The 13,218-nt window shown below is 74.0% G+C and carries 17 protein-coding genes and 1 pseudogene; 12 read left to right on the forward strand and 6 right to left on the reverse strand.

Annotated elements, in window-relative coordinates; translation table 11 throughout:
• A partial coding sequence (locus tag PH191_RS14350; RefSeq protein ID WP_274195304.1) for an ATP-binding protein occupies positions 1 to 1,102 on the reverse strand: 1,102 nt, incomplete at its 3' end.
• Between the two features lie 50 nt (positions 1,103 to 1,152).
• Here PH191_RS14350 and PH191_RS14355 point away from each other — a divergent pair.
• Positions 1,153 to 1,491, forward strand: coding sequence for a DUF3140 domain-containing protein (locus PH191_RS14355; protein WP_274195305.1), 339 nt, complete (start codon positions 1,153 to 1,155; stop codon positions 1,489 to 1,491).
• A gap of 60 nt (positions 1,492 to 1,551) precedes the next feature.
• On the opposite strand, the gene npdG is transcribed toward PH191_RS14355, so the two are convergent.
• Together npdG and PH191_RS14365 are read right to left on the reverse strand one after the other, a co-directional pair.
• Positions 1,552 to 2,250 (reverse strand): NADPH-dependent F420 reductase, encoded by a 699-nt coding sequence (npdG, locus tag PH191_RS14360; RefSeq protein ID WP_274195306.1) that lies wholly within the window; start codon positions 2,248 to 2,250, stop codon positions 1,552 to 1,554.
• A 43-nt stretch (positions 2,251 to 2,293) separates the two neighbouring features.
• Positions 2,294 to 3,208, reverse strand: coding sequence for an alpha/beta hydrolase fold domain-containing protein (locus tag PH191_RS14365; protein WP_274195307.1), 915 nt, complete (start codon positions 3,206 to 3,208; stop codon positions 2,294 to 2,296).
• Between the two features lie 316 nt (positions 3,209 to 3,524).
• On the opposite strand from PH191_RS14365, the gene PH191_RS14370 reads away from it, so the two are divergent.
• The 8 genes and pseudogenes from PH191_RS14370 to PH191_RS14400 all read left to right on the forward strand — a co-directional run bounded on the left by PH191_RS14370 (position 3,525) and on the right by PH191_RS14400 (position 8,970).
• Positions 3,525 to 3,806, forward strand: a complete 282-nt coding sequence (locus PH191_RS14370; protein ID WP_274195308.1) for a hypothetical protein — start codon at positions 3,525 to 3,527, stop codon at positions 3,804 to 3,806.
• Between the two features lie 126 nt (positions 3,807 to 3,932).
• Positions 3,933 to 4,481, forward strand: coding sequence for a hypothetical protein (locus tag PH191_RS14375; protein WP_274195309.1), 549 nt, complete (start codon positions 3,933 to 3,935; stop codon positions 4,479 to 4,481).
• Positions 4,482 to 4,892: 411 nt separating this feature from the next.
• Positions 4,893 to 6,059: an alpha/beta fold hydrolase gene (locus tag PH191_RS14380; protein ID WP_274195310.1), complete on the forward strand. Its 1,167-nt coding sequence runs from the start codon at positions 4,893 to 4,895 to the stop codon at positions 6,057 to 6,059.
• Between the two features lie 77 nt (positions 6,060 to 6,136).
• A pseudogene (locus tag PH191_RS30105) lies at positions 6,137 to 6,316 on the forward strand (catalase); the annotation flags it as partial.
• A 22-nt stretch (positions 6,317 to 6,338) separates the two neighbouring features.
• Positions 6,339 to 7,205: a catalase gene (locus tag PH191_RS14385; protein ID WP_274195311.1), complete on the forward strand. Its 867-nt coding sequence runs from the start codon at positions 6,339 to 6,341 to the stop codon at positions 7,203 to 7,205.
• A 181-nt stretch (positions 7,206 to 7,386) separates the two neighbouring features.
• Positions 7,387 to 7,836: a DUF6918 family protein gene (locus tag PH191_RS14390; RefSeq protein WP_274195312.1), complete on the forward strand. Its 450-nt coding sequence runs from the start codon at positions 7,387 to 7,389 to the stop codon at positions 7,834 to 7,836.
• Positions 7,837 to 7,928: 92 nt separating this feature from the next.
• The gene (locus PH191_RS14395; RefSeq protein ID WP_274195313.1) at positions 7,929 to 8,225 is read left to right on the forward strand and encodes an EthD family reductase; all 297 of its coding nucleotides are present in this window, start codon (positions 7,929 to 7,931) and stop codon (positions 8,223 to 8,225) included.
• A gap of 106 nt (positions 8,226 to 8,331) precedes the next feature.
• On the forward strand, positions 8,332 to 8,970 hold the full coding sequence (locus PH191_RS14400; protein WP_274195314.1) for a class I SAM-dependent methyltransferase: 639 nt from the start codon (positions 8,332 to 8,334) through the stop codon (positions 8,968 to 8,970).
• A gap of 1 nt (position 8,971) precedes the next feature.
• Here PH191_RS14400 and PH191_RS14405 read toward each other — a convergent pair whose 3' ends face one another.
• Positions 8,972 to 9,631 carry a biliverdin-producing heme oxygenase gene (locus PH191_RS14405; RefSeq protein ID WP_274195315.1) on the reverse strand — a complete coding sequence of 220 codons (660 nt, stop codon included), beginning with the start codon at positions 9,629 to 9,631 and terminating at the stop codon, positions 8,972 to 8,974.
• A 102-nt stretch (positions 9,632 to 9,733) separates the two neighbouring features.
• On the opposite strand from PH191_RS14405, the gene PH191_RS14410 reads away from it, so the two are divergent.
• Positions 9,734 to 10,609, forward strand: a complete 876-nt coding sequence (locus tag PH191_RS14410) for an NAD-dependent epimerase/dehydratase family protein (protein ID WP_274195316.1) — start codon at positions 9,734 to 9,736, stop codon at positions 10,607 to 10,609.
• A gap of 20 nt (positions 10,610 to 10,629) precedes the next feature.
• On the opposite strand, the gene PH191_RS14415 is transcribed toward PH191_RS14410, so the two are convergent.
• A complete protein-coding gene (locus PH191_RS14415) occupies positions 10,630 to 11,310 on the reverse strand; it encodes an MmpS family transport accessory protein (RefSeq protein ID WP_274195317.1) in 681 nt (226 codons plus the stop codon).
• A gap of 156 nt (positions 11,311 to 11,466) precedes the next feature.
• Between PH191_RS14415 and PH191_RS14420 the strand changes: the two genes are divergently transcribed.
• Together PH191_RS14420 and PH191_RS14425 are read left to right on the forward strand one after the other, a co-directional pair.
• Positions 11,467 to 11,754 carry a putative quinol monooxygenase gene (locus PH191_RS14420; protein WP_274195318.1) on the forward strand — a complete coding sequence of 96 codons (288 nt, stop codon included), beginning with the start codon at positions 11,467 to 11,469 and terminating at the stop codon, positions 11,752 to 11,754.
• Positions 11,755 to 11,811: 57 nt separating this feature from the next.
• Positions 11,812 to 12,303: a pyridoxamine 5'-phosphate oxidase family protein gene (locus tag PH191_RS14425; RefSeq protein ID WP_274195319.1), complete on the forward strand. Its 492-nt coding sequence runs from the start codon at positions 11,812 to 11,814 to the stop codon at positions 12,301 to 12,303.
• 15 nt (positions 12,304 to 12,318) lie between these two features.
• Here PH191_RS14425 and PH191_RS14430 read toward each other — a convergent pair whose 3' ends face one another.
• A complete protein-coding gene (locus tag PH191_RS14430; RefSeq protein ID WP_274195320.1) occupies positions 12,319 to 13,200 on the reverse strand; it encodes a polysaccharide deacetylase family protein in 882 nt (293 codons plus the stop codon).
• Positions 13,201 to 13,218 lie beyond the last annotated feature (18 nt).

Genomic DNA, 13,218 nt, shown 5'->3' on the forward strand with positions numbered 1-13,218 from the left:
CGGCGGCGAGCACCGAGCGCTCGGGGCCCGTCAGGGCCGCGAGCACGGCGTCCTGGGTCAGCGCGTGGCGCCAGCGCAGCCCGCCGTCGGCCGTGGCGACGAGCAGGCGGGCGTCGACCGCGCGACGCAGGGCCGCGGCAGCTGTCGCCGCGTCGGTCCCGGTGGCCGCCGGCAGCAGGTCCCACGGCAGGTCCCGACCGAGCAGGGCGGCGACGCGGACGACGTCGCGATCACCGGGGGCGAGGGTGGCGACGCGGTCGGCGACGGCATCGGCGAACGCCTCGGGCACCTCCGTCGCGAGCGGGCCCGATGCGTGCCAGCGGCCGTCGCGCCGCACGATCGCCCCCGAGTCGGCGAGGCGGGCCGCGAGCTCCTCGACCAGCAGCGGCAGCCCGTCCGCGGCGGTCAGGACGTGGTCGCGGACGTCGTCGGCGGCCTCGTCGCCGAGCACCGCGCGTGTGAGGGCGGCGGCGTCGGACGGGCCGAGGCGCCCGAGGTCCACCGTCGCGACCCGGGCGCGGCGCAGCGGCGTCAGCCCGTCCGGCGGTCGCTCGTCGGAGCGCATCGCGCCGAGCACCCGGACGTCGGTGGCCGCGAGGCGCCCGGCGAGGTACTCGAGGACCGCGAGGGTGTCGCGGTCGGCCCAGTGCAGGTCGTCGAGGACCACGACGGCGCGCCCCGACCCGGCGATCACCCCGAGCAGCTCGCCGACGGCCTCGCCGAGCACCAGGACGGGGTCGACGAGGTGGGGGCCGGCGCCACCGTCGGCCGGGCCCGCGCTCCAGGCGGGCAGGAGGCGGGCGAGGACGGCCCGGAACGGTGCGATCCGCTCGTCCTGCGCGAGGGCCGGCCCCGCGGCGGCCGTCAGGGCCTCGGCGAGCGGGCGGAAGGGGCCGCCCCCGGGCACCGCGTGCCCGCGCAGCACCCGCGCGCCCGCCGCGGCGGCCCGGCCGGCGACCTCGTCGAGCAGCCGGGTCTTCCCGCTGCCCGCCTCGCCGGCGACGAGGGTGACCCCGCCGGGCCCGGACAGGGCCGCGCCCACCAGGACACCGAGCTCGTCGTCGCGTCCGACGAGCGGCGCCGCTCCGGGCCCGACCCGCATCGACCCAGTATCCGGAGGTGTCGAGGCCCGGACCCGGGTACACGCGGGCCATGGCCGGAAAGGACACGCAGCAGATCCGTGACGAGTTCGACGAGGTCGTCAACATGGACCCCGGGGAGCTCGAGAAGTGGTTGGGGACCGACGAGTCGCAGTCGGTGGGCCAGTCGTCGGGCGACTCCGACGAGTCGACGGGCCACTACATGGGCCGGCGCATCGTCGAGATCCAGAAGAAGAAGGCCGACGACCTCGACGACGACGACCTCGCCGCCATGAAGAAGGTCCACGGCTACGTCGCGCGGCACCTGAAGCAGAAGCCGTCGAAGGAGGACGTCGAGACCTCGAAGTGGCGCTACTCGCTCATGAACTGGGGCCACGACCCGCTGAAGTGAGGGCCTCCGGCCCCGGGAGGGATCCGGGTCGTCGGGACGACCCGGATCCCTCACGTGGCGTCAGCCATCGAGATCGGTGATCTTGATGCCGGCGTGGACCTTGTAGCGGCGGTTGATCGCGATGAGGTTCGCCGTCAGGCATTCGACCTGGTAGGCGTTGCGCAACCGCCCGCCGAAGACCCCGCGCACGCCGGGGATGGCGTCGGCGAGGGCGCGGACGACGTCGGTGGCCTCGCGGTCGTCGCCGAGCACGAGGACGTCGCAGTCGACCTTCGGCTGGTCGAGGTCGGCGAGCAGGACCGCGGAGACGTTGTGGAACGCCGCGGTCACGCGAGTCTCGGGCAGCAGCTGTTCGGCCTGCTGGGCGGCGCTGCCCTCCTCGACGGGCAGGGGGTAGGGCCCCTTCTTGTCGAAGCCGATCGGGTTGACGCAGTCGATGAGGATCTTGCCCTTGAGGGGCTTGGTGAGGCCCTGGAGCGTCTCAGCGTGCGACTCCCACGGGATCGCGGCGAGCACGACGTCGGCCTCGGTGGCGCACGTCGCGTTGTCCGTGCCGCGCACGTGATCGACGCCGGTGGCCTCGCAGTACTCGCTCGCCGAGTTCTCGGCGCGCTCGGCGACCCGGGAGCCGATGATCACGCGGATCCCCGCGGCCGCCCAGCGCAGGGCCAGGCCCTTGCCCTGGTTGCCGGTGCCGCCGAGCACTCCGACGGTCAGGGTCGTCGGGTCGATGGCCTCACCGGATGACGGTGCACTCACGGGGTCGCTCCCTGCTGCAAACGGTCAGAATGGACTGTTCCTATCACGCCAAGACCTGCGCCAGCTCGGCGTGCAGCGCCGACACCGCCGCGTCCGCGGCCGGCACGGCGGTGAAGCCGTAGAAGCCGTGCACGAGGCCCGGGTGCTCGCGGCGGCGGGCGTCGACACCTGCCGCGATCAACGCGTCGGCGAACGCGTGCCCGGCGTCGCGCAGCGGGTCGAAGCCGGCCGTCGCGACGATCGTGGGCGGCAGCCCCGCCAGCGAGGGCGCACGCAGGGGCGAGAGCCGGGCGTCGCCGCGGGGATCGTGGCCGGCGAGGTAGAGCTTCGAGCACGCCCGCACGTCGCGGGCGGAGATCCAGTAGCCCTCGGCGTTCTCGGCCAGCGAGGGGTAGCGAGCCTCGAAGTCCGGCGGCGGGTAGACGAGCAGGAGCGCGTCCGGGGCCCGGCCCTCGTCGCGCAGCGCCAGGGCGGCCACGGCGGCGAGGTTGGCGCCGGCGCTGTCGCCGACGAGGGCGTAGCGCTCCGAACCGTGGGCCACCAGCGCCCGGACCGCGGCGAGGACGTCGTCCAGGGGCGCCGGGAACGGGTGCTCGGGGGCGAGCCGGTAGTCGACGGCCGCCACGACCGCGCCCAGGTCGTCCGCGAGCCGGTCCGCGGCCGCGTCGTACACGTCGCCGCCGCCCAGCACCCAGCCGCCACCGTGGAGGAACACCACGAGGGCGTCCGACGTCCGGGTCGCGGGACGATGCGTCCGCACCGGCACACCGCCGGCCTCGCCCAGCTCGGGCTCCCGCGGCGGGGCTCCCCCGGCCTCGCGCATCTGCGTGACGAACCGGGCGCGGGACTCGTCGATGGTGCCGTCGAACATCTCCGGCTCGTCGGTCCACCGGTCGAGCAGGGCGCGGATGCCGGGGTCGAGGGCGGGCTCGGCGGCGGGCTCGGTCTGGGCGCTCATCGAGGCCAGCCTAGGAGGATTCAGGATCACCTTTCCGGGTCATCCCGTCCGTTCGGGTGAGGGACGAAGATGTCGTCCGGCGGCGGGCCCGAACCCGTCGTTGCCGAATCGATACCGAAACCGCGGAACCTCCCTGGGGCCGCAGGCGTCATCCCGGTGTCGATCCCCGCGACGCCCCGGAGTTCCCCCCGGCCCCACGGCCGGTCACCCCGGCGCGGCACCCGACTCGCCCCCGCTGGATCACGAACCTCGAAGGACCGGACCCACCCCGATGGCTCTCCCCTGGCCGCACAGCACGCCCACCCTGCCCCGTCCCGTGCCCGCCGCACCGCAGCCCGCGCCGGCCGGACGCGCCGCGAGTCTCGCCGGTGTCGCAGATCGCGTCGGCACCGCCGCGCGTCGCCACCCGGCGCTCGTCCGCCTCGGCGCCCTCGCGACCAGTCCGGTCACCGCGCTCGTCGTCATGCTCGTCGGCCTGGCGCTGCTGTTCGTGCTGCCGATGGTCGGCCTGCCGTTCGTGGCCCTCGTCGTGCTGCCCGCCGTGGTCTACCACCTGCAGTCCGAGCGCCGGACCAACCTGCGCCGCCCGCGCCGCTGACCGGACCGCCCCGCCGGGAGCGCCACGGATCAGACGAACGGCCCCGCCCCGTGAGGGAGCGGGGCCGTCGGCGTCTCCGGCGGCGCGCCGCCGTCTCAGCCCTCCCCGTCCCCCGACGGTGAGGTCGTGCTGCCCGACGAGGGCGAGCTGCTGCTCGGTGTCTCGCTGGGTGTCTCGCTGGCTGTCTCGCTGGGCGATTCGCTCGGCGCCTGGGTCGTCGGCTGGGTCGACGGCTCGCTGCTCGCCGGCGGCTGGGACGGGGACGAGGCCGGCGGGGAGGACGGCGATCCCGTCCCCGTCGAGGTCGACGGCGCCCCGCTGCTCGTCGAGGTCCCGGACGTCGGGCGCCCGCCGCCACCGCCCCCGCTGCGGACCACCGACGACGGGCCGGCGGCTGCGTCGGCAACCGGGCGCGGGGCAGACACACCGGGACCTGGCACACCGGGACCTGGCACACCGGGACCGGGCACACCGGGACCGGGTGCCGCGGGCTGCGCCAGGGGCTGCTGCTCGGAGCGCAGGGCGAGGTCGGCGACGGTCGGTGTGATCGTCGGCGAGGAGGTCACGGACCCCACCGGCGCCGCGGCCGGGGCGCCCCACGGCAGCGGGGTGTCGAGCTCGGTGACGGCCCCGGGCATCGCGACGGTCGTCGAGGACTGGCTGATCGTCTGGTAGACCGCCGTGCTCAGCGACGCCGCGCCCATGAGCCCGACACCGAGGGTCGCCGCGAGCCGGGTGCGCCGCGCCGCCCGCCCGCTCTCCGCGGTGGGCACCGGGTCGCAGGGCGTCTCGGACGGGGGCTCGAACACGGGGGTCCTCTCGTCGCGGGGCGCCACGCCGCCCCGAGCAGACATCTCGGGGCGGCGCCACTCCGTCCAACGCACCGGAGACGTGACCGTGGCTCGGACGATCGGGCGGAACGACCGAAGCCCGGACGGCCCAGCGCCGATGGGCCGGATCACCCCGTCGAGCAGCGCGAACGCCGAGCAGGCCGCCTCGATCGGGTCACCCACCGTGAGCGCGCATCACGACGCGTGAGTGACGGCGCGCGGCCGCCCGCCACGGGCGGCCCTACGATCGGCCCGTGTGACCGCCGACCAGCTGCCCGACGACGAGGCCTCCGCGTCCGCGAGCGGGGACACCGCGACCGGGGCCACCACGAGCGGGGCCACCACCAACGGCAGCGTCCTGCCGGCACCGGCGCGCTCCGCCTCCCACGCGTGGGACAACGTCCGGCGCCTGGTGACCGACGGCCACCTCGCCGACACCCGCCGGATGCCGCGCCTGCCGGTGCTCACCGCGGACGGTTACACGGTCCACCGCTACGAGCCGACGGTCGCCCCGGACGCGTCACTCGCCCCGCTGCTGATGGTGCCCCCGCTCGGGGCCCCGGACTTCGCGTTCGACCTGCGGCGCGGCGCGAGCCTGGTCGAGGACCTGCTCGCGTCCGGTCGCGAGATCTACATCGTCACCTACGAGGCGTCCGGACGGGCGGCCGACCGGCGCGGCCTGGAGCTGTGGGTGGACGAGATCCTCCCGGCGGCCCTGTACGCCGTGTCGGACCGCCACGGGGGCACGGCCGTCCACCTCGCCGGGTGGAGCCTCGGCGGGCTGTTCACCCTGCTCTGCGCCGCCAGCGGTGTCTCCGGCGCCCCGATCCGCTCGGTGACGGCCTTCGCGTCCCCGGTCGACGTGTCCGCGGTGCCGCTGGTGGCCCCGTTCCGGTCCGTCGCCGAGTACACCGGCGGGCGGATCTTCTCCACGGCCTACCGGACGCTCGGCTCCTTCCCGGCGACGGCGGTGAGGTGGGCGTTCCAGCTGACGAGCGTCGAGCGCTACCTGACCAAGCCGGTGACGCTGCTGACCCACCTCGACGACCGGGAGCTCCTCGAGCAGATCGAGGCCGTCGACCTGCTCATGGCCAACATGACCGCCTACCCCGGGCGCGCGTTCGGGCAGATCTACCACCACGTCGTCCGGTCGAACGACCTCGCCGAGGACGACCTGCGCCTCGCCGGCCGCCCCGTCCGGCTGGCCGACGTACGGGTGCCGGTGCTGCTGGTCGCCGGTGCCGACGACGTCATCGCGCCGGTCGCCGCCGTCGAGCGCGCGACCGACCTCCTCACCGCGAGCCCCGACCTGCGCTTCGTCGTGCGCCCCGGCGGCCACCTCGGCGTGCTCGCGGGTCGCCGGGCCCGCGAGAACTCCTGGCGCGACCTCGAGCAGTTCCTCGCGGCCCACGACGGCGACTGAGGCCACGGGTTGGGGCTCGTGGGCGGTCGGGTAGGCCCGCCCGGTCCGTGGCAGTCCCACCACCACGAGGAGTCCCCATGACCGACGTGTCCGGCCAGGGACCGACGTCCGACGACGACCGATCCGTGCTGACCACCAGGCAGGGCCACCCGGTCTACGACAACCAGAACCAGCGCACCGTCGGCGCCCGCGGGCCCGCGACGCTGGAGAACTACCAGTTCCTCGAGAAGATCAGCCACTTCGACCGCGAGCGGATCCCCGAGCGCGTCGTGCACGCCCGTGGCGCGCTCTCGTACGGGTACTTCGAGTCCTACGGAGCCTGGGGCGACGAGCCGATCGCACCCGGAGCTGGACTTCGACCCCCTCGACGACACCAAGACCTGGCCGGAGAACGAGTTCCCGGCCAAGCCCGTCGGGAAGATGGTGCTGAACCGCAACGTCGAGAACCAGTTCGCCGAGAACGAGCAGATCTCGTTCGGCACCGGCGTGCTCGTGGACGGTCTGGAGTTCTCCGACGACAAGATGCTCGTCGGCCGCACGTTCTCCTACTCCGACACCCAGCGCTACCGCGTCGGACCGAACTACCTGCAGCTGCCGGTGAACGCCCCGAAGACGCGGGTGGGGACGAATCAGCGCGACGGGCAGATGGAGTACACCGTCGACCACGTGCCGGGGACGAACCCTCACGTCAACTACGAGCCGTCGATCCACGGCGGCCTGCGGGAGGCGCAGGCGCCGCACGCCGACGAGATCGGCCCGGAGATCTCCGGCCGGCTGACCCGCAGCCGCATCCCGCTGACGCAGGACTACAAGCAGGCGGGCCAGCGCTACCTGCTCATGGAGGACTGGGAGCGCGACGACCTCGTCGCCAACTTCGTCACGATGCTCGGTCAGAGCGAGCGGGACGTGCAGGAGCGCATGGTCTGGCACTTCTTCCTCGTCGAGGACGACCTGGGCAACCGGGTCGGTGACGGCCTGGGCATCAAGGCGTCCGACGTCTCGCACCTCGAGCCGCTGCAGAGCCAGACGCTCACCGAGGAGGACCAGCAGCGCCTGGCGAACCTCGGCAGCAACGGGACACGGGACGTCGGCGGTCTCGTCATGACCCACTGCGTGCCGGACGACCGGTTCGTCACCAGCCGGTGACACCCGACCGGCGTCCGCACTGACCGGAGGGCCCCTTCGCTCGACTCCTCCGAGCGGAGGGGCCCTTCGTTCGCCTCCGGGTGAACCACACCGGTGTCGTCCACGGCCCCCTGCCGATTCGTGGACGCCTCGCCTCCCGTACGGTCGGCGCCGCTCCCTGGCACCCCGAGGAAGGACCCCGATGGCCGAGACCCTCAAGGCTCGCCTTCTCGACTCCGACCGCCGCGGCGCCGTCGTCGACGACCTGCAGCTGCTCGTCGACGCGGAGGTCGCGAACAAGAGCGGCCTGTCCGGCGGCATCGTCAAGACCGGCTACGCCGCGGTGAAGAAGGTCAAGCCGGGCATCATCCCGGAGGCGATCGACAAGATGCTCGACGAGTTCGTCGAGCAGCTCGAGCCCTTCTGGGCGACGTTCACGACCGAGGCCGCCGGTGACTTCGGCACCTTCCTGGGCACCCGCCCGCAGGAGGCCTCCGAGGCCCTCCTGACCGTCACCGACCGTCGCGCCGAGCGCAGCAACCGCGCCGCGATCACGTCGGTCTACGGCAAGCTCCGCCCGAAGGCCCGGGAGAACGTCATCGAGGCGCTCCCGGGCCTCGGCGCCGTGATCGAGAAGCACGCCCGCGCCTGAGCTCCCCAGCTCCCCACGACGGCCCCGGGGCCGCGGACCATTACCCGACGGTTCCGTGGACCCGGGGCCGTCGCGCGTGGTGGAGTGATCCAATGCACATCCTCACGGTCCTCTACCACCACCCCGACGACCCGGCGGCGTTCGACAAGTACTACGAGTCGACGCACGCGCCGATGGTCGGGCCCATCCCCGGCGTCAAGTCCTTCACGTACCGGCACTGCTCCTCGATGGACGGCACCACGCCGCCGTACTACCTCATCGCCGAGCTCGGCTTCGACTCGCTCGAGGACCTCCAGGGCGGGATGGAGTCGGACGCGGGCCAGGCGGCGGTGGCCGATGTGCCGAACTTCGCGGGCGCCGGCGTGACGATGTTCGTCGCGCACGACTAGTCCTCCTGCACTCCACCTCCACGGCGGGACTCGAGCCTCTTGACCTCGAGTCCCGTCGAGGTCGGACGCTCGGTCCCGGCACCGAACCCGATCTCCGGAGGACCCCATGTCGACCCCCGCACCGTCCCGCTTCCAGGACGCCTACCTCACCGGCGAGCCGCCGTGGATCATCGGCGAACCGCAGCCCGCCGTCGTCGCCGCGGAGGCCGAGGGGCTGCTCCACGGCCGTGTGCTCGATCTCGGCTGCGGCACCGGGGAGAACACCCTCCTGCTCGCCGCCCGCGGCTACGACGTCGTCGGCGCCGACTCGGCCCCGGCCGCCCTCGACCGCGCCCGCGCCATCGCCGCCGCCCGCGGCGTGGCGGCGACGTTCGTCGAGGCCGACGCCCTGCACCCGTCGGAGCTGCGGGGATTCGACACCGTGCTCGACAGCGCCCTGTTCCACATCTTCGACACCGACGACCAGGGCCGGTACGCCGACGCCCTGCGTGACGTCGTGACCGACGGCGGGCGCGTCGTCGTCCTCGGCCTGGCCCCCGGCCCGGCGTTCGGGCCCGAGGTGTCCGACGACGACCTCACGCGGGCGTTCTCCCGTCCGGGCTGGACGCTCGAGGACCTGCGCGAAAGCACCTACCGCGGGCGCGTTCCCGACGAGGAGCAGGCCGAGATGCTGCGCGTGCCGGTCGGGGGGCACGTCGACCTGCCCGCCTGGCTCGCGATCGCCCGACGCGTCTCCTCGGGCTGAGTCACGCCGCGAGGTGCTCCGGCCGCACCGTGCCGGCGAGCTCGGCGAGCATCGCGATGTTGAGCTCGAAGGCGTGGCACGCCTCGTCGGCGACGCGGACGCGCTCGACGTCGTCCCACGGGGCGGCGTCGAGCAGCGCGCGGTAGCGCGTGCGGAACGGCGGGACCGGGCCGAGCGCGGCGAAGTCGTAGAACCGCGACCCGTCCCCGCTGACCCCGTAGGTGCGCCTGAGCAGCCCGCGGACCGCCTGCCCGCCGGCGAGGTCGCCGAGGTAGCGCGTGTAGTGGTGGGCGACCCACCCGGCGGGCCAGTGCTCGACCGTCTCGCGGATCCGCGCCACGTAGCCGGCCGTCGCGGGGAGCGCGGTGAGGTCGTCGGCCCAGTCGGGTCCCCGGAGGTACGCCAGGTCGGCCGCGATGGCGTCGCGTCGCCGCAGCGCGTCGACCACGAACCCGCCGGCGACCGGGTGGTCGCGCAAGCGGTCGGCTCCGTCCTCGAGGGAGCCGTAGATGTGCCAGTACTGCACGACCAGCGTCGCGTAGTCGTCCAGCGGCAGGCGCGCCCCGAACAGGGCGGCCATGTACGTGGAGTGGTGCGCGCGGTCGTGGGCCGCGGCGGTCGCCCGACGCAGGACCTGGGAGAAGGGCTGGTGCTCGCTCACGGTCCGCCTCCGGTGTCGCCGGGTTCCGTGACGACACTAGGGTCCGCGCACGGGTAAGGCTAGCCTCACTCGCGCCCGGGCCCGGTCTGGGAGGCTCCTGCGGTGCGGGTCGCGGTGACGGGGGCGAACGGGTTCGTGGGGCGCGCGGTGGTGTCCGCGCTGGTCGGGGCGGGTCGCGACGTCGTCGCCGTGACCAGGTCCGGGACCGTGGCCGGCGTCGACACCCGGACCGCGGCACTCGACCGACCCGACGAGGTCGCCGCCGCCCTCGCCGACGTCGACGCCGTCTGTCACCTCGCGGCGGTGGTGCGCGTCCGGGGCTCGCTCGCCGACCCGCTGGGCACCTGGCGTACGAACCTCGGCGGCACCCTCGCCGTGCTCGGCGCCCTGCGCCCCGGGGCGAGGTTCGTGCACGCCTCCACCGCGGCGATCGGCGACGACCACCGTCCGCCGCCCCACCCCTACGGCGCCGCCAAGCTCGCCGCCGACCTCGCCGCCCGCGACGCGACGGTCGGCGGAACGGTCGGCGCGATCTCGCTGCGGGTCGCGAACGCCGCCGGGCCGGGTGACGCCGACCGGACCCGGCTGGTCCCGGCGATCCTCGCAGCCGCCGACGGGGCGGGCGAGTTCGTCGTGAACGGCGACGGATCGGCCGTGCGCGACCTGGTGCACGTCGCCGACGTCGCGGACGCCGTCGTCGCCGCGCTCGACGCCGCGGAACCCGGCTCGTACCGCGCCATCCCCATCGGCAGCGGCCAGCCGGTGTCGGTCAACGCGATCCTCGCCGCGGCCGGGCGGGTCCTCGGCCGACCGGTCCCCGTCCGCCACCGTGAGGCCGCCGCCGAACCCGCGGCCGTCACGGTCGACCCCACCCGCGCCCGCGAGGTCCTCGGCTGGGCGCCCCGGCGCTCGGGGCTCGACCGGATCGTGCGGGACGCGTGGGAGGCCCCCGGCGGACGACCCCGCGTCCCGCTCTGAGCCCGAGCTGACGACCGCGATCAGAAGCCGGTGTCGCTCCCGCTGCAGGAGACGACGGCGTACTGACCGGTCGAGGTCTGGCGTGCGATCTCCTCGCCGTCGACGGTGATCCGGCAGGTGATCTCGCCGGACCCGTTCGACTGCGCCGTGAGCGAGTAGATCCCGAAACCGTCGGACGCCTCGACCGACTCGGTCCAGGGCAGGCGCTCGCCGTTGGCCTGGGAGACCCCGCCGTTCGTCCCGTAGGAGATCGACGTGGCACGACCCGACCCCGTCACCTCGAAGACCACACCCGACGCCGCGGACGCGGAGGTCTCGGCACCGCCGCCGGCGGCCGACGGCGCCGAGGACGGAGCAGCGGACGGTGCCGCGCCCGTCGTCCCGGTCGGGGCCGGCGAGCCCCCGCTACCGATCGCGGAGATGAGGATGATCAGCAGGACCACGCCGCCGACGATCCACGGCCACTTGCGGGTCTTCTTCGGGGCCGGCGGAGGCGGCGGCCACTGACCGGTCGGCTGCCCGTAGCCGGCCTGCGGAGCGCCGTACGCCGGGTTCTGGCCGCCGTGCCGGGGACCGCCGGGCGCTTGACCGTGGCCGGCCGGGGCCTGCGCGTAGCCGGGCGGCGGCGCGTACTGCGCCTGCTCCGGCAGGACCCAGCGGCCCTGCTGCGCGTCCCATTGCGGCGTCGGTGGCTGCGACAACTCGTCCCCCCGGTCTACGAATGAAGCGGGCGATCGTGCCAGGCGTGACAGATCGGTCACCCGGCGCTTCACTCGGACCAACGAGCCGCCATCCCCCCACGGTGCGAGGACCGCTACAGTCCTTATGAAGGACTCGTAAGTATCGAAGGAGAACCGATGGTCATCGTCGCCGGCCACCTCGAGGTCGAGCCCCGCAACCGCGCGGCCTATCTGGACAAGTGCACGACCGTCGTCACGCAGGCGCGGTCGGCCCCCGGATGCCTCGACTTCGCGCTGAGCGCCGACATCGTCGACCCGGGCCGGATCAACATCTTCGAGCGCTGGGAGTCGCAGGAGGCCGTCGAGGCCTTCCGCGGCAACGGGCCCAGCGACGAGCAGGGCGCCGCGATGCTCTCGGCCGAGGTCGCCGAGTACGACGTCGCCGACGTCCGGTCCCTGACCTGAGATTTCCACCTGCGAGGCCCTGAGGACTGTCGGGGGGCCGCTATACCGTCCGGTGCCATGGCTCTCTGGACCGACTTCGCCGCGGCCGCGCCCCGCATCGCCGAGGTCTTCACCCGTCGTCACGCCGCCACCGGCAACCTCTGCATGCTCGGGACGCTGCGCCCCGACGGCTTCCCCCGCATCAGCCCGATGGAGCCGCGCTTCCTCGAGGGCGACCTGTGGCTCGTGGGCATGCCCGACACCGCCAAGTTCGCCGACCTCGCGGCCGATCCGCGCTTCGCCCTCCACACCGCGACGGTCGACACGCAGGTCGGCGACGGCGACGCGAAGATCTGGGGACGGGTCGAGGACGTGCGCGACGAGGCGCTGCACCAGCGGTTCGCCGTGGCGGTGTACGAGGACATCGGGCTCGACCTGCGCGGCGCGACGTTCGACCAGTTCTTCCGGGCGGACATCGTCGGGGCGGCGTCCGTGGCCGTCGGGAACGACCAGATGCACGTCACCACGTGGCGCGAGGGCGGGAAGGAGACCGTCATCCAGAAGCACTGAGGGCCGGATGAGGCGTCAGCTCGGCAGCACGAACTGGTAGCCCTGCTCCTGGAGCCAGGGCAGGAGCTGGCGCACGGCCTCGACCGTCTGGTCGCGCGGGCCACCGCCGTCATGGAAGAGCACCACCGCACCGGGGTGCACCCCCTGCTGCACGCTGGCGACGATCGCGGCGGTGCCCGGCTGGGTCCAGTCCAGGGTGTCGACCGACCAGCCCAGCGGCCGCATGCCCGTCTCCGCCGCGACCTGGTCGAGCGCCGGGGTCCACGCACCCTCCGGTGCGCGGAAGTAGTCGATCGTGGCCGGAGGGTCGACCACTGCGGCGATCGTGTCCTTGCTCGTGCCGAGCTGGCGGCTCATGAGGTCGTGGGCGTTGAACCCGACGGTGGCGTCGTGGGTCATCGTGTGATCGCAGAGCCGATGACCCTCGGCGAGGATGCGGCGCGTCAGGTCGGGGTAGGCGATGACCTGGTTGCCGATGGTGCAGAACGTCGCCTTCACCCCGTACTGCGCCAGGAGGTCGAGCACCTGCGGCGTGTACTCCGGGGTCGGGCCGTCGTCGAACGTGAGCGCGACCGCGGGCCGGTCGGTGCCGGTGTCGGTGACGGTCAGGAGCGAGGACGTGATCGCGGGCCGCGCGAAGCCGGGCATGCCGCGTGCCGGGGCGTCCTCCGCCGTGCGCGCACGGATGCCGGCAGGCGCGCCCGCGGAGACCGCGGGAGCCGCACTCCCGGCGAGCACGGTCTCGCGCCCCGCATCGGCGAGCACGACGACCGTGACCCCGACGACGAGCCCGATCGTCGTGAGCAGCCCGGCCCATCGATAGATGTAGGGCGGACTGACGATCTGGCGCAGGATGACGCGCTGCCGTTCGGTGAGCATGAGCACCATCCGTCCCATCAGTCACAAACACCACAC

Origin of the sequence: Actinomycetospora callitridis, from assembly GCF_028737265.1 — a bacterium.
In the GTDB taxonomy this organism is placed as follows: domain Bacteria; phylum Actinomycetota; class Actinomycetes; order Mycobacteriales; family Pseudonocardiaceae; genus Actinomycetospora; species Actinomycetospora callitridis.

Coding starts and splice junctions, on each gene's coding strand:
- PH191_RS14355 (WP_274195305.1), top strand. CDS start 1,153: ATGGCCGGAAAGGACACGCAGCAGATCCGTGACGAGTTCGACGAGGTC.
- PH191_RS14365 (WP_274195307.1), bottom strand. CDS start 3,208: ATGAGCGCCCAGACCGAGCCCGCCGCCGAGCCCGCCCTCGACCCCGGC.
- PH191_RS14390 (WP_274195312.1), top strand. CDS start 7,387: ATGGCCGAGACCCTCAAGGCTCGCCTTCTCGACTCCGACCGCCGCGGC.
- PH191_RS14395 (WP_274195313.1), top strand. CDS start 7,929: ATGCACATCCTCACGGTCCTCTACCACCACCCCGACGACCCGGCGGCG.
- PH191_RS14400 (WP_274195314.1), top strand. CDS start 8,332: ATGTCGACCCCCGCACCGTCCCGCTTCCAGGACGCCTACCTCACCGGC.
- PH191_RS14420 (WP_274195318.1), top strand. CDS start 11,467: ATGGTCATCGTCGCCGGCCACCTCGAGGTCGAGCCCCGCAACCGCGCG.
- PH191_RS14425 (WP_274195319.1), top strand. CDS start 11,812: ATGGCTCTCTGGACCGACTTCGCCGCGGCCGCGCCCCGCATCGCCGAG.
- PH191_RS14430 (WP_274195320.1), bottom strand. CDS start 13,200: ATGGGACGGATGGTGCTCATGCTCACCGAACGGCAGCGCGTCATCCTG.